Genomic DNA, 21,234 nt, shown 5'->3' on the forward strand with positions numbered 1-21,234 from the left:
ATTAAGCCCGCAAAACTCTGGTGTTTTCCACGAGAAGCGAATCGGGCAATCGGAAACGGATATGGCCGAAAATACCCAAGTCGACGTCGCCCGGCTCACCTTCGAGCGCGCGATCGAGGAACTCGAAACGATCGTGAAGCGGCTCGAGGACGGCAAGGTGCCGCTCGAGGAGTCCGTTACGATCTACGAGCGCGGCGAAGCCCTGAAGCGGCGCTGCGAGGAGCTTTTGCGCCAGGCGGAAGCACGCGTCGACAAGATCACCATCGATGCCAGCGGCCAGGCCACCGGCACCGCGCCCCTCGACGTGCAGTAAGAGCGCTGGCCAAAACCGCTGGTGCCCTACGCATTGGCCGTCTGCATTTTTTCATGATCGCACGTTGCTCATCCGGCACCTGAAGCCGGATGGTGGGGCACGAGAGTCCTGGAACTCTGTCTTGAGGACCTCTTGTCCTCCTGAATCCGTCCAGAAAGGCCTTGGTCTCGCCCAAAATCCTGCCGCGGAACCGGGCAAGACTGGAACTCTTCCGCTGGCGCCACGGTTAACCACTCTGGCCCGCCGGTTGCAGGTGCATGCCCGTAATCGGCCCAGCGGGTTGGCTTTGGCCCAAGCTTTGGTGTAAAGCTGCCCGGAGCGTGGCTTTTTGTTAGCCTTGTCGTGGGGACTGAATACCGACAACAAGCGCTTCAAATCGCTAATGAAATTAGCTGGGACGGACGAAGCCGATCTACGTGACATGGATCACAGAGACTGAACCGGAGCGAACCTAAGCTCACCTAAGCTTGAAGACGGGGCTTTGCCCCATGCAGGTGGCTCCGATGGTTTAAGGACTCGCGCTGCGCCGACATTGTGCAAACCCATCGCGCACCGGAACGACTTTTCCGGCGCTGACAAATTGGAAATCGCCGTGAACGCATACAGTAAAACGCCGCTTCTCGACACTATCCGGACACCGGACGACCTGCGCAAGCTCAAGGTCGAGCAGGTTCGTCAGGTCGCCGACGAGTTGCGTCAGGAGACCATCGATGCCGTCTCGGTGACCGGTGGTCACTTCGGCGCGGGTCTCGGCGTGGTCGAGCTCACCACCGCGATCCACTACGTCTTCGATACGCCGCGTGACCGGCTGATCTGGGACGTCGGCCATCAGGCCTATCCGCACAAGATCCTTACCGGCCGGCGTGACCGCATCCGCACGCTGCGCACCGGCGGCGGCCTGTCCGGCTTCACCAAGCGCAGCGAGAGCGATTACGATCCGTTCGGCGCCGCGCATTCCTCGACCTCGATCTCCGCCGGCCTCGGCATGGCGGTCGCGCGCGACCTCGCCGGCGGCAAGAACAACGTTATCGCCGTGATCGGTGACGGTGCGATGTCGGCGGGCATGGCCTATGAGGCCATGAACAACGCGGGCGCCATGAACTCGCGCCTGATCGTGATCCTCAACGACAACGACATGTCGATTGCGCCGCCGGTCGGCGCCATGAGCGCTTATCTGTCGCGCCTCTACTCGGGCAAGACCTATCGCACGTTGCGCGATGCGGCCAAGCAGATCAACAAGCGTCTGCCAAAGATCCTCGCCAACCGCGCCAACCGCGTCGAGGAATATTCCCGCGGCTTCATGATGGACGGCGGCACGCTGTTCGAGGAGCTCGGCTTCTATTACGTCGGCCCGATCGACGGCCATAACCTCGACCATCTCCTGCCCGTTCTGAAGAACGTGCGCGACATGGAGACCGGCCCGATCCTGGTCCACGTCGTGACGCAGAAGGGCAAGGGCTACGGCCCGGCGGAAGCTTCCGCCGACAAGTACCATGCCGTCGTCAAGTTCGACGTCGCGACCGGCACGCAAGCCAAGGCCAAGCCGAATGCGCCGGCCTATCAGAACGTGTTCGGCCAGAGCCTCGTCAAGGAAGCGCAGAAGGACGACAAGATCGTCGCCATCACCGCGGCGATGCCGTCAGGCACCGGCGTCGACATCTTCAACAAGGCGTTCCCGGACCGCACCTTCGACGTCGGTATCGCCGAGCAGCACGCGGTGACCTTCGCCGCCGGTCTTGCGACCGAAGGCTACAAGCCGTTCTGCGCGATCTACTCGACCTTCCTGCAGCGCGGCTACGACCAGATCGTGCATGACGTCGCGATCCAGAACCTGCCCGTGCGCTTCGCCATCGACCGCGCCGGCCTCGTCGGCGCCGACGGCGCGACGCATGCCGGCTCGTTCGACAACGCCTATCTCGGCTGTCTGCCGAACATGGTGATCATGGCGGCGGCGGACGAAGCCGACATGGTGCACATGGTGGCAACCCAGGTCGCGATCAACGACCGCCCGAGCGCGCTGCGCTATCCGCGCGGCGAAGGCCGCGGCATCGAAATGCCCGATGTCGGCGTTCCCCTCGAGATCGGCAAAGGCCGCATGATCCGCCAGGGCAGCAAGATCGCCCTGCTCTCCTTCGGCACGCGTCTCGCCGAATGCGAGAAGGCGGCCGACGAACTCGCCGCCCACGGCCTCTCAACCTCGATTGCGGATGCGCGCTTCATGAAGCCGCTCGACACCGAGCTGGTGCTCAAGCTCGCCCGTGACCACGACGTCCTGATCACGGTCGAGGAAGGCTCGGTCGGCGGCTTCGGCTCCCATGTCGCGCAATTCCTGACCGATCAGGGCGTGCTCGACACCGGCATGGTCAGGTTCCGCACGATGGTCCTGCCCGACGTATTCCAGGACCACGATACGCCGAACGCGATGTACGGCCGCGCCGGTCTCGACGCCAAGGGCATCGTGGCCAAGGTGTTCGAAGCGCTCGGCAAGGACGTCAAGACCGAGACGGTCAAGCTCGCCTGAGGGCGAGCTTCGTCCTCAGTCGAAGCAGCGCGACTTTCATGAAAATCTATCTGGCAGGTCCCGACGTGTTCCTGCCGGATGCCGTTGGGATCGGCCGGCAGAAGGCCGCGATCTGCGCGGCTCACGGGCTCACCGGCCTCTATCCCCTCGACAACGCCATCGACATCGCCGCGCCCGACGCGTCGCGGCAGATATTCTGCGGCAACGAGGCGATGATGGATGCGGCCGATGCCATCATCGCCAATCTCACCCCGTTTCGCGGCGCTGGTGCCGATCCCGGCACCGTCTACGAGCTCGGCTACATGGCCGGCCGCCGCAGGTTTTGTCTGGCCTATTCCAACGATCCCGCCACCTATGCCGACCGTCTTGGCCGCTTCATGCGCGTCACCTCCGAGGACGGGCGGCTGGTCGATGCGCAGGGGCTGACGGTCGAGGATTTTGGCCTCGTCGACAATCTCATGATGATCCACGCGCTGGAGCTGCACGGCTGTCCGCTGGTGGCGCCGGCGGAACCGCCGGTCGACGTCTGGCACGACCTCACCGCGTTCGAGGCTTGCGTCCGGATGGCGGCTGCGCGATTGATCGCACCATAAGCGCTTCAGTCGCCTTCGGAGAAATCATGTCCCCTGCCCGCAAGCGCGCGGATGTTCTGCTGGTCGAGCGCGGCCTGTTCGAGAGCCGGGCGCGGGCGCGCGCGGCGATCGAGGCCGGGCTTGTTACCGCTGACGACAAGCAGGTCGCCAAACCGTCGGAGAGCATCGCCGAGGACGCGGTGATCCAGGCCGAGCCTGCGCATCCCTATGTCTCGCGCGGCGGGGTCAAGCTCGCCGGCGCACTCGAGCGCTATCCAATCGAGATCGAGGACCATGTCTGCCTCGATGTCGGCGCTTCCACCGGCGGCTTCACCGAAGTGCTGCTGGCCAACGGTGCAAGCCTGGTGTTCGCCATCGATGTCGGCACCAGCCAGCTGCATGCCTCGCTGCGTCGTCATCCCAAGATCGTGTCGATGGAGGAGACCGACATTCGCAGCTATGAGGGCAAGCGCCTGCCGGCACGACCCGATGTGGTCGTCATCGACGTCAGTTTCATTTCGCTCAAGACGGTGCTGCCGGTAGCCCTGTCGCTGGCCGCAGCGCCCATGAGTCTGCTGGCCCTGATCAAGCCTCAATTCGAGGCTGACAGGAAGCACAACAAGAAGGGCATCATCCGCGACGCCGCCGTGCATCAGGAGATCTGCGACGACATCGCGGCCTTTGCTGCTTCGCTCGGCTGCACCGACATCGAGGTGTTTCCCTCCTCGATCACGGGCGGCGACGGCAACATCGAATTCTTTCTGGGCGCGCGCCGTGGTTGAACGCGTCACAATCGATCATGTCGGCCATCGCGGCGATGGCGTCTCGCTCACGACGGGCGATGCAGTCTACGTGCCTTACACGCTTGGCGGCGAAAGCGTCGAGGTCGATCATGTCGCCGGCCACCATCCCGACCGCCGTAAACTATTGGCTGTCGACATCGCAAGCCCCGATCGCATCGCACCGTTCTGTCCGCACTTCGGCATCTGCGGCGGCTGCGCGATCCAGCACTGGGCGGCAACTCCCTATCATGCCTGGAAGCGCAACATCGTGGTCGAGACGCTGGCGCAGGCTGGCATCGCGTGCGAGGTGACGCCACTGGTCGATGCTCATGGCGCCGGCCGCCGGCGCGTCACGCTGCACGGAAGGTTCGGGACACATGACGTGCTCAAGGTCGGCTTCTCGGCTGCAAGCTCGCACGATGTCATTCCAATTCATCGCTGCCCGATCCTCGATCCCGCGCTCGAGGGTGCACTCGATGCCGCCTGGGCGCTCGCCGAACCGCTGACGTCAAAAATGCCGGTGACGAAGCCGCTCGATATCCAGGTCACCGCGACAGCCAACGGTCTCGATGTCGACGTGCGCGGCTCCGGCCCGCTGCCGACGCCGCTGGTCACGGCGCTGTCGCGCGTCGCCGAGCAGCATCGTCTGGCGCGGCTGACGCGGCATGGCGAACTGGTGCTGCAGCGCCTGCCGCCGACGGTACAGGTGGGCCGCGCTGAAGTGTCGCTGCCACCTGGCTCGTTTCTGCAGGCAACGGTGGTGGGAGAAGAGACGCTCGCCGCACTCGTTGCCGAGCGTGTTGGCAAGGCGAAGGAGGTTCTCGACCTCTTCTGCGGCGTCGGCCCGTTCGCATTGCGACTCGCCGAGAGGGCCCGCGTTACCGCCTATGACAACGACGCCGGCGCCATCGCCGCGCTCGCGAAAGCCGCGCGCACGCCGGGGCTCAAGCCGATCAAGGCCGAGCCACGCGACCTGTTCCGCCGTCCGCTGGTGCCGCCAGAGCTGCGCGACTTCGATGCCGTGGTGTTCGATCCGCCGCGCCAGGGCGCGCAGGCGCAGGCGCTAAAGCTCGCCGCGAGCAAGGTACCCGTCGTGATTGCGGTGTCCTGCAACGTCGCCACCTTCGCTCGCGACGCACGGCTGCTGATTGACTGTGGTTACAAGATCGACGCGGTAGTGCCGGTCGACCAGTTCCGTCACACGCCGCATGTAGAGTTGGTCGCGCGGTTTACGCGATGAAGTTCTAGCGTCGTAGTTGGCCGAGCGCCGGCGACTCGCCGGGCAGCATGTCCGACTTAATATCGCTGTCCATGCGGCCCGAGTCTCGCTGGGTGAAACCGGCCCCGAACGACAGGCTGAGGTTCGACGTCGGTTTGAACTCGATACCACCAAATGCGCCGTAACCGGGTGCGGCGGCGGAGGTCAGCGGCGCAACCGAGCTGCCGATGCCGTTGCCATATTTCAGCGTGTCGAAGCCGGCAAAGAACGTCACGGGCATGCCGCCCGTGGTCTTCATGTTGTAGCCGAACTGCGAGCTGTCATAGGACAGCGCGCTGACATTGCCGGCCAGACCTGCCTGGCTGAAACCGTTCAGACCAAGATTGCCGCTTTGGCTTCCGACAAAGAAACCGGGGCGAAAGCCATAGCCACCGTTGGCATCGCCGGCATTGAAGCTTGGATAATTGCCGTAGCTGTCGGCGCTGTCCCCAAAGCCAAAAGCCCCGCCCGGAATCCAATACTGCAGGGGTGCGACCTGCGCATGAGCCGGTACCCCACTGAAGCAGAGCACCGCGAAGAGAGTTGCGAGACCGCAGGAACGTGCAAACTTGGGCATTCAGGTGACCGTCAGAAGGGTACATAAATTATACGCCGGAGCTCGCCTCAATACCAGCGATGCGATGCCGCTGGCCGCGCCATCCGGTTCCAAAATGACGTGATCGCGAGCCGTTGAACTTTGCTTGTGCCGGATGGACCCACATTAAGGATGCGCGTTCGAGCCGTCACCCTGATCGTGAATGCCCAGGCGTCGTCCCGCAATGTGCATATTTCGCACGCTTTTGAAAATGCCCGACAAGTCATGGAGGCTGTCATGGAAGTGAATCCCGACAGGTTGAATGTCTTTATGGGCAAGATGGTCACTGAGTTCGGTGCGGCGATGAACGCATCGCTGGTCCTGCTCGGGGACAAGCTTGGTCTCTACCGTACCCTCGCCGCCAAGGGGCCGATGAACTCGTCCGAACTCGCGAGCGCCACCGGAACGGCGGAACGCTATGTCCGCGAATGGTTGTCGAGCCAGGCGGCATCCGGCTACATCGAATACGATGCCATTTCGGGAAAATTCTCGATGCTGCCGGAGCAAGCGATGGCACTCGCCGACGAGGACAGTCCGGTCTTCCTCGGCGCGTTCGGCAACGTCATCGCATCGGCGTTTCTCGATGAGCCAAAGATTTCGGACGCATTCAAGTCAGGTAAGGGCGTCGGTTGGAACCGGCGCAGCGAATGCCTGTTCTGCGGCACGGCCCGCTTCTTCCGCACTGGCTACATGCATCACCTCGTGCAGGAGTGGCTGCCCTCGCTCGACGGTGTCGTGGACAAACTCAAGCGCGGCGCCAAGGTCGCCGATGTCGGTTGCGGACACGGCGTCTCGACACGGTTGATGGCGGAGGCCTTTCCCAATTCGCGCTTCTATGGCTTCGACTATCACGAGGGCTCGATCGACGCTGCGCGAAAGGCGACAGCAGAGGCCAAGCTCGCCGATCGCGTGAGCTTTGCGGTTCACTCGGCCAAGACGTATCCAGCCGAAGATTACGATCTCGTCTGCTTCTTCGATTGTCTGCACGACATGGGCGATCCCGTCGGCGCCATCAGCCACGTGCGCCAAACCATGGCGAAGGACGGCACCTGCATGCTGGTCGAACCGTTCGCAGGCGACCGCCTCGAAGACAATCTCAACCCGGTCGGGAGAGTGTACTATGCGGCGTCGACCATGATCTGCACGCCAGCCTCGCTCGATCAGGAGGTAGGCCTCGCGCTCGGCGCGCAAGCCGGCGAGGCAAGGCTGCGCAAGGTCGCAAGCGAAGGCGGCCTGTCGCGCTTCCGACGCGCGGCAGAGACCCCCTTCAACCTGATCCTGGAGGCACGGATCTGACCTTCACCGGACGCAATCCAGACTGCGGCTGCGGAGAGACTCTGGATTGCTTCGCTGCGCTCGCAATGACGAGGGAGAGACCGACGCGAAGCGTTGAGCGGCTACGCGGTCACATCGACCGAGGACGATGAATCGGCCGGCGGATATTTCGTCACCGGCACCATGAAGGACTTGTTGCCGACCTGGTAGATGATCTTGCCATTCTGACCGTCGTCGGTCGCGATCTGCGCCTGCCCGAACATGATGACGTTCTTGTAGACGATGCCGGTGCCCTGGCGGGTGATGCCGTCGGTGGTGACGCTGACCTGCGCTTCGTTGCCGTTGACGCCGAGCACCCGAAAGCTCGCGCTCTTGCCGTTGTCGCTGGAATAGCCGCCCCAGCTTCCCATCAAACGGCTGTCGGAGGCCGGTGGCGCCTGCTTCGCAAGCGAAGCGGTCTGCTTGCCGGCACCGCCTGCGGAGAACAGGAGCACGAGGTTCTTGCCGTCCTTGGTGCCGACCGTCACCGAACCGAAAGTAATGAGCGAGCCGCTGATCTGGCCAAAACCGCGCTCAGTGTGCCCGTTGTGAGTGTATTCGACCTGCGCCCGAGCGCCGCGGATGTTCACGACCTTGAAGCCGACGGGCTGGTTGTTGCCCGCCCAGTTGCCCTTCCATTCACCGAGCAGAGCGCTCTGGTGATACATCCGCTCATTCGCGGGCGAGATCTGGCTGGTGCTTTGCGTGACGATGGCCATGGGCGTGCTCGTTGAATGGCACCGGCAAACTCGCCTGCTTTCGAGCTGGCGGCGCCAGAAACATTCAGAAACGCTTCGACTAGGCCATGCGGTGATTAATGAACAATTAATCTCGACCCTGGGCGCAGCGAGACAAATGGTCTCATCGGGAGGGACCTAGCGGCCCCAGCGATCCGACCAGATCTTCTCACCGATCATGCAGCTCACGCGCGGCTCCTTGTCTTTGCCCGCGACGTGCACCACCGGACGTTCGGGCGTGCGGCCGGCGACCTCCATCAAAAGCTTGGTGCGGATCGCCTCCTTGAACTTCTCGCGATCCTTGATCGCGATCACGAAGGAGCCGGGACCGCCGACGACGCAGTCCTCGTAGTAGTAGTCGAGATTGTCGATATCCATGGTCGAATAGGACGGCTCCTTCACCATGATCGGCAGACCGTTGATGACGATGCCCTTCTCGAGCGCAGCATCGCGCGCCACGGTGACGGGGCCGCCATTGTTGTTGGGACCGTCGCCGGAGATGTCGATGACGCGACGAAGCCCGCGATAGGGATCCTCGTCGAACAGCGGCATCGCAAATCCGATCGCACCGGAGATCGAGGTGCGCGAGGCGCGCCGGATCGGCGTCTTCATGATCTCGGTGGCAACCGCATCCGCCGTCTCCGGTCCGTCGATGAGCCGCCAGGGGATGATGATCTTCTGGTCAGAGGACGCGGCCCATTCGAAATAGGTCACCGCGATCCTGCCGTTGGGGCCGGCCTTCAGCGCCTGCAAAAACTCCCTGGACTGGATCGCCTGCGCGTAGCCTTCGCGCTGGATCGCGAGCTCGTCCATGTCCATGGAGTAGGAGACGTCGACCGCGAGGATCAGTTCGACATCGACCGACTGCGCATCACCGTCGGCCGCCTGCCGCTGATGTCTTGACGGTTCAAACTTGGGTCCTGGTGCCGCGATGCCAGCGACGTCCCCTCCGGCAAGCAAGCCGGCCACCAGCACAGCCCCGATCGAGAACAGCAACCGCATCGCAGTCTCCCGTCGTATGACGTGATGGTGACATGCAAACGGCTTGCCGGAAAGCGCGAAGATCGCTTGTGCTTCACATTCAAGTTAGAGATCTGCAGGTTAGAGATCTGCAGGTTAGAGGTTTGCAGGTTGGGGATTTGCGCGTCGGAGTTTTCGTGTTGCGCGAAACCGCCGCCATGTCGCCACGCTTGCGCCGCCACGCGTTCGCGCCACGGGACAGAGCGCCCAGCCCATTTGTCCGACGCAATTTCCATGCTAGGTTGGTGACACAGATGGGGATGGAGTCCCCCGACAACCGCCCGGCGGTCGAACGATCGTAATGGGCTGATGACTCCTGCTCGAGGTGAGGCAATCAGCCTCTGCCTTTGGCGGGAGCATGGACAAGCCCGCCGCTGGCGGGTTTTTTGTTGCCTGAAAACGAAGGTCAGGACGTGACGACGACTACACCGAATGCTGCGCGCACCAAGCTGCCCAGGGAGATCTGGCTGCTCGGCTTCGTCTCGATGCTGATGGACATCTCCTCGGAGATGATCCACGCGCTGCTGCCGGTCTATCTTGTCACCGTGCTCGGCGCTTCCACGCTCACCGTCGGTTTCATCGAGGGCGTCGCGGAGGCAACCGCCTCCATCACGAAGATCTTTTCCGGCGCACTGTCGGACTGGCTCGGCCGACGCAAGCTGCTCGCCGCCCTTGGCTATGGTCTCGCCGCCCTGACCAAACCGTTGTTCCCGCTCGCCCCGAGCGTCGGCTGGCTGGTCGCGGCGCGCTTCATCGATCGCGTCGGCAAGGGTATTCGCGGCGCGCCCCGCGATGCGCTGATCGCCGATATCGCGCCGGCCGGCCTGCGCGGCGCGAGCTTCGGCCTGCGGCAGTCGCTCGACACGATCGGCGCTTTCGTCGGGCCGCTCGTTGCGATCGGCCTGATGTGGTGGACGGCGGATCATTTTGCCGCCGTGTTCTGGGTGGCCGTGCTGCCGGCGTTTTTGTCCTTCGGCCTGATCGCGTTTGCGGTCGACGAGCCGGAGCCGGACCCAAGCCGAGAGCCTGCGAAGAACCCGCTCAACACCGCTGCCATGCGGCAGCTTGGGCCCGTGTACTGGCGCGTCGTCGCGGTCGGCGTCGTGTTCACGCTGGCGCGTTTCAGCGAGGCCTTTCTGATCCTGCGCGCCCAGAACATAGGGCTCAATGCGATGTGGGTGCCGGCGGTGCTGGTGCTGATGAACATCGCCTACGCGCTCTCGGCCTATCCGGCCGGGGTGCTGTCGGACCGGATCAACCGGACCGCCCTGCTCGCGCTCGGCCTCGTCTTTCTCGCCGGCGCCGACCTCGCACTGGCGCTGCTGCCGAGTCTGCCCGGGCTCGCGCTCGGCGTCGTGCTGTGGGGTCTGCATATGGGGTTGACGCAAGGCTTGCTCTCGGCCCTCGTCGCCGATACTGCACCCCAAAACTTGCGCGGCACCGCATTCGGCTATTTCAACCTGTTCACCGGCCTTGCGCTGCTGGCCGCGAGCGTGATCGCCGGCGCGCTGTGGGACGTTTACGGCCCGGCCGGCACGTTCCTCGCCGGGCTCGGCTTCGCGCTGGCTGCGCTGGTGGGGTTACTCATGATCGGCAACGGGCTGGCAGCGGAGCGCAAGTGATGACGGGAGGCAATTTATCGTGGTGAGTGGAGTGATCGCGATCGTGATTGGCAGCATCCTCGGCGGCTGCGCGCGCTATTTCGTCTCCGGCGCGATCGCGCGGCGGCTGGGCGAAACGTTTCCCTGGGGCACCATGACCATCAATGTCAGCGGCGCCTTCCTGATCGGCATCTTTGGCGCGTTGGCGACGCATCCCGGCTCGGCCTTCGCCTCGCCCAACCCGTGGCTGTTCGCGGTCACGGGCTTCCTCGGCTGCTACACCACGGTCTCCTCGTTCAGTCTGCAAACGCTGACCTTGGCCCGCAACGGGGAGCCGCTCTCTGCGCTCGGCAACGTCGCGTTCTCGGTCGGGCTGTGCCTCTTCGCCGTCAGCTGCGGCTTCTTCCTCGTCGATGGCTTTGGAGGCTAGAGGCGGATGAAATTGCCTTCTTTCAGCGACCGCTGGCCCGGCGTGATGCTATATGCCTGGGTTTCCGCCGGCAGCATTATCGGTGGCCTGACACGCTATCTGGTCGGGATTGCGCTTGACACCGGTCCGGGTTTTCCCTTTGCGACGCTGTTCATCAACGCCACGGGATCTCTGATCATCGGCTTTTATGCAACGCTGAGCGGTCCGGACGGCCGCGTACTGGCGCGGCCCGAACACCGGCAGTTCGTCATGACCGGATTCTGCGGCGGCTACACTACGTTCTCGACCTTCAGCCTGGAAACCTTCCGCCTGCTCCATGGCGGCATGAAATTGACTGCGTTCGCCTATGTCGCGGCGTCCGTCGTCTGCTGGCTGGTGTCGGTGTGGCTCGGCCATATGATGGCGAGCCGCTACAATCGATTGAAAGGGAGCTGATCATGCAAATTCCCAGTCAGGCCGTTTCGCTCCGCATCTTCATCGGCGAGAGCGACCGTTGCGACGGCAAGCCGCTCTATGAAGCAATCGTGCTGAAGGCGCGCGAGCTGCATCTTGCAGGCGCCACCGTATTGCGGGGCCCCATGGGCTTCGGCAAGTCGAGCCGTCTGCATACCTCGAAGATCCTGCGGCTGTCGGAGGATCTGCCGCTGCTGATCGAGATCGTCGACAGCGAGGACAACATCAACGCATTCCTGCCCATCCTGGATGGCATGATGTCGAGCGGGCTGATCACCTTGGAGAAGGTGCAGGTTCTGCAATATGGTGAGAAGGCCGCGCGCTGATCGCCGGCAGGAACCCAGGCCCGCCGTTTCCGGGAGGCGGAATGAACGACACCGTTACCAAGCCAAAGACCAGGGCCAAGACCAAGGTCGAGCGACCGAAGCTGCACAAGGTCATCCTGATCAACGACGACTTCACGCCGCGTGAATTCGTCACCATGATCCTCAAGGCGGAATTCCGCATGACCGAGGATCAGGCCTACAAGGTCATGATCACCGCGCACAAGCTCGGCGCCTGCGTGGTCGCCGTGTTCACCAGGGACGTCGCCGAGACCAAGGCGACGCGTGCGACCGATGCCGCCCGCACGAAAGGTTATCCGCTGCTGTTCACGACCGAGCCGGAGGAATAGGCCGCTCGTGCCTGATCCTTGAGGCGCGGTCCGGCTGCCTCACGCCATCACCACCGGCGTCTCCTCCGCGAGCCCGTACACGCGCTGCGCCTTGGAAAATCCCGCGATCGGAAACTCGCCGAGCTGGCGCCAGTCGTGCCGGCAGGCATTCGCGAACACTTCCGAGACGACCACGGTTCGCCCCAGCCGGCCCGCGATCTTCTCCAGCCGTGCGGCGAGATTGACGGCGGGCCCGATGCAGGTGAAGTCGAGCCGGTTGCCGCCGCCGATATTGCCGTAGAGGATGTTGCCGACATGCAGCGCGACGCCGAAGCGGAAGCGCTCGACGACATCGCCGACCGGGAAGGCAAGCGCCTCGACGCTGGCGCGGGATTCGCGTGCGGCTTCGAGCACGCGCGTGCAGACGTGTGCGGCGTCGCCGACATATTCGTCGATCGGAAACACCGCGAGCAATCCGTCGCCCATGAATTTCAGCACTTCGCCGCCGTGACCGCGGATCGCGGCGACCTGGCAGTCGAAGTAATGGTTGAGGATCTCGACCACGATTTCGGCCGGCAGCCGATCCGACAGCGCGGTGAAACCGCGCAGATCAGACAGCCAGATCGCGGCCTGCATGGTGTCGTTGTGGCCGCGGCGGATCTGGCCGCCGAGGATGCGCGCGCCGGCACGGTTGCCGACATAGGTATCGAGCAGCGTCTCGGCAGTGCGACGGAGTGTGACGATCTCGCTGACGCGCGCGAGCGGCGCCATGATCATCCGGATCACCGCGATGTCGTCATCGCTGAAGCCGCCGGATTGCCGCGTGACCCAGCTCGTGGCGTGGACGGAGCCGTCGAGAAACGGCATCGGCACCGCGATATAATCGGTCACACCTTCGGCGCGCATGTCGCTGATGATCGGAAACCGTGCGCTGTCGGGATCGTCGACCCGGCCCCTGACCTCCACCCCCTGCTCGAACACGATGCGGAGCGGGCTCTGGGCGAATTCGGGTGAATCCAGGATATCGAAATCGACGGTGCCCATTTCGACCTTCTGGCCCTGCCGCCAGATGAAGTTACGGCCGAAGATTTCCGGATGGAGGGTGCGGATGAAGATGCCGAACCGCCACAGCGGCAGGCCGGCATCGACCAGATGCTCGCAGACGGCAGCGATCATGTCGGCCGAAGTCCCCGAGGACCTCGCGCCGTCGATCAGCCAGTTCAGGACACGCTGGAGCCCGGAGCTTTCCATGGGCGCATTTGCGGACGAAGTTGTGGAATCGTCAAGCCGCGCGGTGGGCTAGTACCGCGACATTATAATTGGCGCATGATCTTGTCGGAAAACGGCTTCACGCTTTTCCGGATCATGCGCTACCGCCCCACCTGCCCGCGGTCACGCAGGAAATGGTCGGCGAGCACGCAAGCCATCATGGCCTCGCCGACGGGGACGGCGCGGATGCCGACGCAGGGGTCGTGACGGCCTTTCGTAAAAATCTCGGTGTCGGCGCCCTTGCGATCGACGGTCAGGCGCGGTTGCAGGATCGACGAGGTCGGCTTCACCGCGAAACGCACCACGATCGGCTGTCCCGTGGAGATGCCGCCCAGAACGCCGCCGGCGTGATTGGACAGGAAGCGCGTGCCGTCATTGCCGGTGCGCATCTCGTCGGCGTTCTCTTCGCCGGTGAGCTCGGCGGCGCCAAAGCCGGCACCGATCTCGACGCCCTTCACCGCATTGATGGTCATCATCGCGCCCGCCAGATCGGAATCGAGCTTGGCATAGATCGGTGCGCCAAGTCCTGCCGGCACGCCCTCGGCAACGATTTCGAGCACCGCGCCGATCGAGGAGCCGCTCTTGCGGATGCCGTCGAGATAGGTCTCGAAGACCGCGGCCTTGTCCTTGTCCGGACAGAAGAACGGATTTTTGGCGATCTCGTCCCAATCCCACTTCTCGCGATCGATCTTGTGCGGCCCGATCTGCACCAGCGCACCACGCACCTTCACGTCCGGCAGCACCTTTCGCGCGATCGCACCGGCGGCGACGCGCATCGCGGTCTCGCGCGCGGAGGAGCGGCCACCGCCGCGATAGTCGCGCAGGCCGTACTTCGCTTCATAGGTGAAGTCGGCATGGCCCGGACGAAACTTGTCCTTGATCTCCGAATAGTCCTTCGAGCGCTGGTCGGTGTTCTCGATCAGGAGCCCAATCGGCGTACCCGTCGTCACCTGCACGCCGGTCTCCGGGTGCGCCATCACGCCGGACAGGATCTTCACCTGGTCCGGCTCCTGGCGCTGGGTCGTGAAGCGCGACTGGCCCGGCTTGCGGCGATCGAGGTCCTGCTGGATGTCGGCCTCGGTGAGCGGGATCATCGGCGGGCAGCCGTCGACCACGCAGCCGATCGCCACCCCGTGGCTCTCGCCAAAGGTGGTGACGCGGAACATGTGGCCGAAGGTGTTGAAGGACATCGCTGCTCGCTGGCTGGGTCCGGCGTGTGGTAACGCGCGAGCGGCCGGGGGTCAAACGCGCAAGGGGGCCTGGAATGACCTGCGCGTTGGCTTAACTATACTTTTCCAACCGGCCGTCGCGGAACACGTAGACGGCGCCCTGCTCGATATAGAGCTCGGCGGCGCTCGCCGGCGTCTCCAGGCCGAGCGAAACCATCAGGGCCCGGCAGGTGCCGCCATGGGCGACCGCGACCGTGTCGGTCCGAAGCGCGTCGTACCAGGCGCGCACGCGAATTTGCACATCGGCGTAGGTCTCCGCGCCCGCAGGCCCCACCATCCATTTGTCGGCGAGGCGCCTGGCATAGATGTCGGGATCTTTCGCTTCACTCTCGGCCAGCGTCAGCCCTTCCCAGACGCCATAACCGATCTCGCGCAGGCGATCGTCCAACGCATAATCCGCGGCCGGCAATTCGAGCTTGCCGCGCGCCAGTTCCATGGTCTGGCGCGCACGACCGAGCGGGCTCGACACATAGGGGAGTGCCGCCTTGTCGCGGCCATCGCGCTTGAGGAGATCGGCCAGGATCAGGCCTGCCTGCGCCGCCTGGCCGCGGCCGCGCGCATTCAACGGAATGTCCCTGGTGCCCTGGAGCCTGCCAAGCGCATTCCACTCGGTTTCGCCGTGGCGAAGATAATAGATTGTAGGCACGGGCATTGTCGGGCGGCGATCAGTCCTTCGACGTGTCCGATGCTTCAGGCCGCATCATACCCAGCACGTTATAGCCGGAATCGACATGGTGGACCTCGCCGGTGACGCCGCGCGACATGTCGGACAGGAAATAGACCGCGCTATCGCCGACCTCCTCGATCGTCACATTGCGCCGCAGCGGCGCGTTGACCTCGTTATATTTCAAAAGGAGGCGTGAATCGGCAATGCCGGCAAACGCCAGCGTCTTGATCGGACCGGCCGAGATCGCGTTGACGCGGATCGCCTTCACACCGAGATCGGCAGCGAGATAGCGCACGCTGGCTTCCAGCGCGGCCTTCGCCACGCCCATCACGTTGTACCGCGGCATCCACTTCTCGGCGCCGTAATAAGACAGCGTGACGATCGAGCCGCCATCGGTCATCAGCTTCTCGGCGCGCTGCGCGAGTGCGGTGAGCGAGTAGCAGGAGATCAGCATCGACTTGGAGAAATTTTCCGGCGTGGTATCGACGTAGCGGCCATCCAGCTGCTCGCCATAGGCGATCGCGTGCACGACGAAGTCGATCTTTCCCCATTTGTCCTTGAGGACATCGAAGGCTGCATCGATGGTCGCGGCATCCGTGACGTCGCAATGGCCGAGCACGAGCGCGCCGAGCTCGGCGGCGAGCGGCTCGACCCGCTTCTTCAGCGCATCGCCCTGATAGGTGAAGGCGAGCTCGGCACCGGCGGCGCGGCATGCCTTGGCGATGCCCCAGGCGATCGAGCGGTTATTGGCAACGCCGAGGATCACCCCGCGCTTGCCTTGCATCAGTCCTTGCATCAGAGCTGAATTCTGCGCCATTTTCTCAACGTCCCGTCGAACTGGGTTAAGGTCTGGAGGTACACCAGCCCTCCCCTGCGGTACAGTCCTAATCCGCGGCGTTAACGCTGTTTCCAGTGCCGGAATAGCCGTTCCGTTCGGGTGTTATGATGATTGTGGCGCTTGCGCCGAACGGCAGGACATCAAGACGGCATGAGTGCGTTTCGCCAGAGCGTAGAAGCCATGATCCCGGCGTTGCGCCGCTACGCCCGCGCGCTCACGCGCGACGCGGATGCGGCCGACGATCTGGTACAGGACACGCTGGTGCGTGCGTTGCGCTCGGAGCGATTGTTTCTCGGAGGCGACGTCAGGAGCTGGCTCTACACGATCCTGACCAACCTCAACAAGAACCGTCGGCGCTCGCTGGCAAGGCGCCCGCAATTCATGCAGCTGACGGACAACAACCCGGATGCCAGCGGGACGGAGGCCGAAGGACGCGACATCGAACGGGCACTCTCGACACTCGTCGAGGAGCAACGATCGGTGCTGCTGCTGGTGATGCTGGAAGGCATGAGCTATCGCGAGGTCGCCGACATCCAGGGCGTGCCGATCGGCACCGTCATGTCCCGCCTGGCGCGCGCCCGCGCACACGTTAAGGCGTCGCTGGAGGGTGAGCGCCCGGCGCTCAGACGGGTGAAATGATGGCGGGGTTGATGCATCGCGTAGGCCGCGTCCGCTGCACGGAGAGAGAAGCAGCACAGTTGAACCGCGTAAGATATTTTGGGCCGCAGAGCCAGAGACGACCGATATGAACGACCGCAATATTCCCGTGACCGAAGATGAGCTGCACGCCTTTGTCGATGGCGAGCTGCCGACCGAGCGCCGCGCCGACGTCGAAGCCTGGCTTGCCGCACATCCCGAGGATGCCGAGCGGGTGCAGTCCTGGCGTGCCATGGCCGAGATGCTGCACGCCCGCTACGACAGCGTCGCCCAGGAGCCGGTGCCGGCCCGGCTGGAGCTCGAGCGGCTGGAGCGCCGTCCGCGGCAATGGCTCTACGGTGCGGTTGCGGCCACACTGGTTGCCTTCATTGCCGGCGGCACGGCCGGCTGGGTGGCGCGTGGCGCCGCCAACGCACCCTCGACCTTCCAGAGCTTTACGGCGGACGCGCTCGACGCCTACCGCCTCTATGTCGTCGAGGTCCGCCATCCCGTCGAGGTCGGCGGCAACGAGCGCGACCACCTCCAGGCCTGGCTGACCCGACGCTGCGGCTGGACCGTGTTCGCACCCAATCTGGAGGCGAGCGGGCTCAAGCTCGTCGGCGGCCGGCTGCTGCCGGGGCCGAACGGGCCGGCATCCTTCCTGATGTATGAGGGCGCTTCGGGCGAACGCTATACGATCTACACCGCCAAGACCGAAACCGGCGAGACGCAGATGCGCTACGCCAAGGCGGACAAGGATGGGGCGCTGTTCTGGGCCGAGCGCGGCGTGGGCTACGTCGTCAGTGGCGGCGGCGCCGACCGCGATCGCCTGACCAAGGTGGCGCAGGCGGTGTACGACCAGGCCGGGAAAAACGGCGGCTAAGCAACTGCACAAGTGTGGTGCCTCGATTCCGACATTGAAAATTTGGAATCAAGACATGTGTGCGTCTCATTATCGCACCGGGTGCTCACGCGAATATGAGCGGCGTTCGATCCGCCGATCGACGCGGGCGGCCTCGATTGGGGTTTTTGGTACCGCGCTGGTCCCCCTCTCGAGGCCGCACCTTTTTATCGGCTGCCCCGCCGGACATCCGACACGTCGAGCATACGAACCGAGAAGCGTTACCACGCCTCCGGCGTTTGATGAGCATCATCTGCTGGAAGATGCCCTTGACCTTTAGGAGACCCCCTTCAGTTCCGATCTCGCCGCCCTAACCAAGCCCGCTACGTGGATTGTAGGGATGTTGGTCCCGCCACTTTTCCATCAATGCTTCAAGCTCGGCGTCGTTCCCGTCCGGTAGCATAATCCTGATGGTAACGAAGAGATCTCCGATTCCACCAGATTTCGGCAAGCCCTTACCTTTGAGGCGGAAGGTCCGGCCGCTGGAGGTGTTTTTCGGGACTGACAACTCCACGGCATTGCCGAGCGTGGGCACGCGGACCTTGCCGCCCAGCACAGCTTCGTAGAGCGTGACCGGCAGGTCGATCCGCAGGTCGGCGCCTTCAATCTTGAAGAAGGAGTGAGGCGCAATGCTGATGGTGATCAGGAGATCGCCGGGCGGATGGCCTTGGGCGGTCTCGCCCTGGCCGCGCAGCCGGATCTGCTGACCCTCGACGACGCCCGCCGGAATCTTGACGTTGAGTTCCTTGCCGTTCGGCAGCCGGACGCGCTTCTCGCCACCCTGGACCGATTCTTCCAGCGAGACGGACATCGCGACGTTGACGTCGAGATCGAGCCCGACCCCGCCGGTGTCGAATTCGAACTGGGCACCGCGGCCGGCCCCGGGCCGCGCACCGCGCACGCCGCCGCCGAACATGCTGTTGAGAATGTCTTCGAACGCGCCGGCGCCCTGGCCGGGGCCTGCCCCACCGCCACGGAAGTTGTAGCTCTCGAACCCGCCGGGACCCGCGCGACCGCGCGACCCGCCGCCCCCCGGAAAGCCCTGGAAGCGCGGCTTGCCCTCGGCATCGATCTCGCCGCGGTCGAACTGCTTGCGCTTGTCCTCGTCGCCGATGATCTCGTTGGCCGAATTGATCTCGGAGAAGCGCTCGGCGGCCTTGGGATCATCCTTGTTGCTGTCGGGATGATGCTTCTTGGCCAGCTTGCGATAGGCGCTCTTGATCGCGGCAGCGTTAGCGCTCCGCGGCACCCCCAAGACCTCATAGGGGTCGCGCATCCGTCACGTCTCCTTCAGGAATCGAATTATTCAAAGGGCTCCCCCGCCCCACCTGTGATCCATGTGGGGTGGGAGTGGTATTTTTGCAACTAGTCGATCGAGCCGATTCTCTGCGTTTGGAGCATGATCCTATCGGAAAACCGGCCTCCACTTTGCGCGAACGCGGCCCTTCGGGTCCGGATCATGCTCAGCTCCGCCACGGCTTTAGCGTATGAATCTCCCAACGGCCACGGCTGCTTTGGCAGCCGGCGCCCTGGAGCCAACTTTCGGTCGTCCCGTTGACGTAGCTCGCCAGGAAATCGCGGCACTTGCGGCCATCCTCGGCGGCGTAGGATTGCGCGATCGGCGTCACCGAGCCGCGCGCGCCGGTTTCAGGATTCTCCCAGTGCTGGCTGGCGTCCTTGTCGCCCTTGCTCAACACGTCGGAGGCGGCATTGCGGGCGAAGGCGAGATCGGTCTCGGTCGGATGAGCGTCATTCTCCGGCCCTGCGATCGAGCCGGTGAGGTCGTTGTCGTCGGCCTTGGCGTAGGCATTGACGTCAGGACGGGACAGACTGCAGCCGCCGGCGCCGAGCCCGATCAAAATCAACGTCACCACAAGGCCAGGCGGCCGCATCGCCGATAGGCCAACGCGTCCCCATGCCCTATATAGGGCAGTAGCAGACAACAGCGCGCTTTGGGCCGCGGGACGCAATTCGGACTCCAGACATGACCGACACGACCTCGATGAAACACCAGACACCCTTAACATCCGGTGATTTCACCGCCGCCGACGAGCCTTTCGCGCTGTTCGAGGCCTGGCTGAACGAGGCGATCAAGAGCGAGCCGAACGATCCCAACGCCATGGCGCTCGCAACCGTCGATCCCGACGGCCTGCCCGACGTGCGCATGGTGCTGATGAAGGGCTTCGATACCGAGGGCTTTGTCTTCTACAGCCACATCGCAAGCCAAAAGGGCCGCGAACTGGCCGCAAATCCTAAGGCGGCTTTACTTTTTCACTGGAAGTCGCTGCGTCGTCAGGTCCGCATCCGCGGCAACGTGACGCCGGTGACCGATGCCGAGGCCGACGCCTATTTCGCGACGCGACCGAAGCAGGCGCAGATCGGCGCCTGGGCGAGCAAGCAATCGCAGGAGCTCGAGAGCCGCTTCGCCTTCGAGCAGGCCATCGCAAAGGTCGCGGCCAAACATGTCATGGGCGACGTGCCGCGGCCGCCGGGCTGGAGCGGCTGGCGCATCACGCCGGTGCGCATCGAGTTCTGGCACGACCGCCCATTCCGTCTGCACGACCGCATCGAATTTCGTCGTGACGCGGCCGGCCAGCCATGGTCCAAGACGCGGATGTACCCTTGAGCCTTGTCTCGATCTTTGGGCCGACCTGAAAGATGTCCATGCCGCATTCGTCCAATGCGCCGCGCCGCACGCTGCTCCTGACCGGAGCAAGCCGCGGTATCGGCCACGCCACCGTGATCCGCTTCTCGTCGGCGGGATGGCGTGTCATCACCTGTTCGCGGCACCCCTTCCCCGAGGACTGCCCGTGGGACGCAGGCCCTGAGGATCACATCCAGGTCGATCTCGGCAATCCCCAGGACACTGCGCGCGCGATCTCCGACATCCGCAACCGGCTCGAAGGCGGCATGCTGCACGCGCTGGTCAACAACGCCGCGATCTCGCCGAAAGGTCCCGGCGGCTCCCGGCTCGGCTCGGTCGACACCGAACTCGAGACCTGGACGCACGTCTTCCACGTCAACTTCTTCGCACCGATCATGATCGCGCGCGGCTTGATCCAGGAATTGAAGGCGGCCAAGGGCTCGGTCGTGAACGTCACCTCGATCGCGGGCTCGCGCGTGCATCCCTTCGCAGGCGCCGCCTACGCCACCTCGAAGGCGGCGCTCGCATCCCTGACGCGCGAGATGGCCTCCGACTTCGGCCGCGTCGGCGTACGCGTCAACGCCATCGCGCCGGGCGAGATCGATACCTCGATCCTGTCGCCGGGCACCGAGAAGATCGTCGACCAGCAGATTCCGATGCACCGTCTCGGCACGCCGGACGAGGTCGCCAAGATCATTTACGTGCTGTGCACGGACACCTCATCCTACGTCAACGGCGCCGAGATCCACATCAACGGTGGCCAGCACGTGTAACGATCGTCGTCATTCCAGCATGGTCAAGA

General features: G+C 64.0%; 24 protein-coding genes and 1 riboswitch. Of the genes, 15 read left to right on the forward strand and 9 right to left on the reverse strand.

Annotated features, from left to right (window positions below; all coding sequences use genetic code 11):
- The first annotated feature begins 61 nt into the window (after window positions 1-61).
- The 5 genes from ABIA96_RS02340 (at window position 62) to ABIA96_RS02360 (ending at window position 5,428) form a co-directional block, all read left to right on the forward strand.
- Window positions 62-313 carry an exodeoxyribonuclease VII small subunit gene (locus tag ABIA96_RS02340; protein ID WP_354135394.1) on the forward strand — a complete coding sequence of 84 codons (252 nt, stop codon included), beginning with the start codon at window positions 62-64 and terminating at the stop codon, window positions 311-313.
- Window positions 314-905: 592 nt separating this feature from the next.
- Entirely contained in the window at window positions 906-2,834 is a 1,929-nt protein-coding gene (dxs, locus tag ABIA96_RS02345) for a 1-deoxy-D-xylulose-5-phosphate synthase (protein WP_354135395.1), read from the forward strand.
- Between the two features lie 38 nt (window positions 2,835-2,872).
- On the forward strand, window positions 2,873-3,427 hold the full coding sequence (locus ABIA96_RS02350) for a nucleoside 2-deoxyribosyltransferase (RefSeq protein ID WP_354135396.1): 555 nt from the start codon (window positions 2,873-2,875) through the stop codon (window positions 3,425-3,427).
- 26 nt (window positions 3,428-3,453) lie between these two features.
- Complete coding sequence (locus tag ABIA96_RS02355; protein WP_354135397.1) at window positions 3,454-4,188, forward strand: TlyA family RNA methyltransferase; 735 nt, start codon at window positions 3,454-3,456, stop codon at window positions 4,186-4,188.
- Entirely contained in the window at window positions 4,181-5,428 is a 1,248-nt protein-coding gene (locus tag ABIA96_RS02360) for a class I SAM-dependent RNA methyltransferase (protein WP_354135398.1), read from the forward strand. The genes ABIA96_RS02355 and ABIA96_RS02360 overlap by 8 nt, the downstream gene beginning before the upstream one ends.
- A 4-nt stretch (window positions 5,429-5,432) precedes the next feature.
- On the opposite strand, the gene ABIA96_RS02365 is transcribed toward ABIA96_RS02360, so the two are convergent.
- A complete protein-coding gene (locus tag ABIA96_RS02365) occupies window positions 5,433-6,023 on the reverse strand; it encodes a hypothetical protein (protein WP_354135399.1) in 591 nt (196 codons plus the stop codon).
- Window positions 6,024-6,278: 255 nt separating this feature from the next.
- Between ABIA96_RS02365 and ABIA96_RS02370 the strand changes: the two genes are divergently transcribed.
- Complete coding sequence (locus tag ABIA96_RS02370) at window positions 6,279-7,337, forward strand: class I SAM-dependent methyltransferase (protein ID WP_354135400.1); 1,059 nt, start codon at window positions 6,279-6,281, stop codon at window positions 7,335-7,337.
- A gap of 101 nt (window positions 7,338-7,438) precedes the next feature.
- Here ABIA96_RS02370 and ABIA96_RS02375 read toward each other — a convergent pair whose 3' ends face one another.
- Both ABIA96_RS02375 and ABIA96_RS02380 read right to left on the reverse strand, forming a co-directional pair.
- Window positions 7,439-8,074: a hypothetical protein gene (locus ABIA96_RS02375; protein WP_354135401.1), complete on the reverse strand. Its 636-nt coding sequence runs from the start codon at window positions 8,072-8,074 to the stop codon at window positions 7,439-7,441.
- Between the two features lie 156 nt (window positions 8,075-8,230).
- Complete coding sequence (locus ABIA96_RS02380; RefSeq protein ID WP_354135402.1) at window positions 8,231-9,094, reverse strand: DUF1194 domain-containing protein; 864 nt, start codon at window positions 9,092-9,094, stop codon at window positions 8,231-8,233.
- Window positions 9,095-9,359: 265 nt separating this feature from the next.
- Window positions 9,360-9,438, forward strand: a riboswitch (Fluoride riboswitch).
- A gap of 87 nt (window positions 9,439-9,525) precedes the next feature.
- Between ABIA96_RS02380 and ABIA96_RS02385 the strand changes: the two genes are divergently transcribed.
- The 5 genes from ABIA96_RS02385 to clpS are packed head-to-tail and all read left to right on the forward strand — an operon-like array spanning window position 9,526 to window position 12,269.
- Window positions 9,526-10,734, forward strand: coding sequence for an MFS transporter (locus tag ABIA96_RS02385; protein ID WP_354135403.1), 1,209 nt, complete (start codon window positions 9,526-9,528; stop codon window positions 10,732-10,734).
- Between the two features lie 19 nt (window positions 10,735-10,753).
- Window positions 10,754-11,143 carry a fluoride efflux transporter CrcB gene (gene crcB / locus ABIA96_RS02390; protein ID WP_354135404.1) on the forward strand — a complete coding sequence of 130 codons (390 nt, stop codon included), beginning with the start codon at window positions 10,754-10,756 and terminating at the stop codon, window positions 11,141-11,143.
- A 6-nt stretch (window positions 11,144-11,149) separates the two neighbouring features.
- On the forward strand, window positions 11,150-11,578 hold the full coding sequence (crcB, locus tag ABIA96_RS02395; RefSeq protein WP_354135405.1) for a fluoride efflux transporter CrcB: 429 nt from the start codon (window positions 11,150-11,152) through the stop codon (window positions 11,576-11,578).
- A 2-nt stretch (window positions 11,579-11,580) separates the two neighbouring features.
- Window positions 11,581-11,922: a DUF190 domain-containing protein gene (locus tag ABIA96_RS02400; protein WP_354135406.1), complete on the forward strand. Its 342-nt coding sequence runs from the start codon at window positions 11,581-11,583 to the stop codon at window positions 11,920-11,922.
- 41 nt (window positions 11,923-11,963) lie between these two features.
- On the forward strand, window positions 11,964-12,269 hold the full coding sequence (clpS, locus tag ABIA96_RS02405) for an ATP-dependent Clp protease adapter ClpS (protein WP_354135407.1): 306 nt from the start codon (window positions 11,964-11,966) through the stop codon (window positions 12,267-12,269).
- Between the two features lie 39 nt (window positions 12,270-12,308).
- Here the strand turns inward: clpS and ABIA96_RS02410 are convergent, their stop codons facing one another.
- From ABIA96_RS02410 to fabI, 4 genes are all read right to left on the reverse strand, one after another.
- A complete protein-coding gene (locus ABIA96_RS02410) occupies window positions 12,309-13,499 on the reverse strand; it encodes an adenylate/guanylate cyclase domain-containing protein (RefSeq protein WP_354135408.1) in 1,191 nt (396 codons plus the stop codon).
- Window positions 13,500-13,618: 119 nt separating this feature from the next.
- The gene (gene aroC, locus ABIA96_RS02415; protein ID WP_354135409.1) at window positions 13,619-14,707 is read right to left on the reverse strand and encodes a chorismate synthase; all 1,089 of its coding nucleotides are present in this window, start codon (window positions 14,705-14,707) and stop codon (window positions 13,619-13,621) included.
- 91 nt (window positions 14,708-14,798) lie between these two features.
- Window positions 14,799-15,398 carry a histidine phosphatase family protein gene (locus ABIA96_RS02420; RefSeq protein WP_354135410.1) on the reverse strand — a complete coding sequence of 200 codons (600 nt, stop codon included), beginning with the start codon at window positions 15,396-15,398 and terminating at the stop codon, window positions 14,799-14,801.
- 13 nt (window positions 15,399-15,411) lie between these two features.
- Window positions 15,412-16,230, reverse strand: a complete 819-nt coding sequence (fabI, locus tag ABIA96_RS02425) for an enoyl-ACP reductase FabI (RefSeq protein ID WP_354135411.1) — start codon at window positions 16,228-16,230, stop codon at window positions 15,412-15,414.
- Between the two features lie 171 nt (window positions 16,231-16,401).
- Between fabI and ABIA96_RS02430 the strand changes: the two genes are divergently transcribed.
- Together ABIA96_RS02430 and ABIA96_RS02435 are read left to right on the forward strand one after the other, a co-directional pair.
- On the forward strand, window positions 16,402-16,890 hold the full coding sequence (locus tag ABIA96_RS02430; protein ID WP_354135412.1) for a sigma-70 family RNA polymerase sigma factor: 489 nt from the start codon (window positions 16,402-16,404) through the stop codon (window positions 16,888-16,890).
- A gap of 106 nt (window positions 16,891-16,996) precedes the next feature.
- The gene (locus ABIA96_RS02435) at window positions 16,997-17,770 is read left to right on the forward strand and encodes an anti-sigma factor family protein (protein ID WP_354135413.1); all 774 of its coding nucleotides are present in this window, start codon (window positions 16,997-16,999) and stop codon (window positions 17,768-17,770) included.
- A 328-nt stretch (window positions 17,771-18,098) separates the two neighbouring features.
- Here ABIA96_RS02435 and ABIA96_RS02440 read toward each other — a convergent pair whose 3' ends face one another.
- Together ABIA96_RS02440 and ABIA96_RS02445 are read right to left on the reverse strand one after the other, a co-directional pair.
- Window positions 18,099-19,064, reverse strand: a complete 966-nt coding sequence (locus tag ABIA96_RS02440) for a DnaJ C-terminal domain-containing protein (protein ID WP_354135414.1) — start codon at window positions 19,062-19,064, stop codon at window positions 18,099-18,101.
- 187 nt (window positions 19,065-19,251) lie between these two features.
- A complete protein-coding gene (locus ABIA96_RS02445) occupies window positions 19,252-19,680 on the reverse strand; it encodes an RT0821/Lpp0805 family surface protein (protein ID WP_354135415.1) in 429 nt (142 codons plus the stop codon).
- 92 nt (window positions 19,681-19,772) lie between these two features.
- On the opposite strand from ABIA96_RS02445, the gene pdxH reads away from it, so the two are divergent.
- Window positions 19,773-20,414: a pyridoxamine 5'-phosphate oxidase gene (gene pdxH / locus ABIA96_RS02450; protein WP_354135416.1), complete on the forward strand. Its 642-nt coding sequence runs from the start codon at window positions 19,773-19,775 to the stop codon at window positions 20,412-20,414.
- 38 nt (window positions 20,415-20,452) lie between these two features.
- Complete coding sequence (locus tag ABIA96_RS02455; protein ID WP_354135417.1) at window positions 20,453-21,205, forward strand: SDR family NAD(P)-dependent oxidoreductase; 753 nt, start codon at window positions 20,453-20,455, stop codon at window positions 21,203-21,205.
- Window positions 21,206-21,234 lie beyond the last annotated feature (29 nt).

Origin of the sequence: Bradyrhizobium sp. LB11.1, assembly GCF_040549385.1 — a bacterium.
Classification (GTDB): Bacteria; Pseudomonadota; Alphaproteobacteria; order Rhizobiales; family Xanthobacteraceae; genus Bradyrhizobium.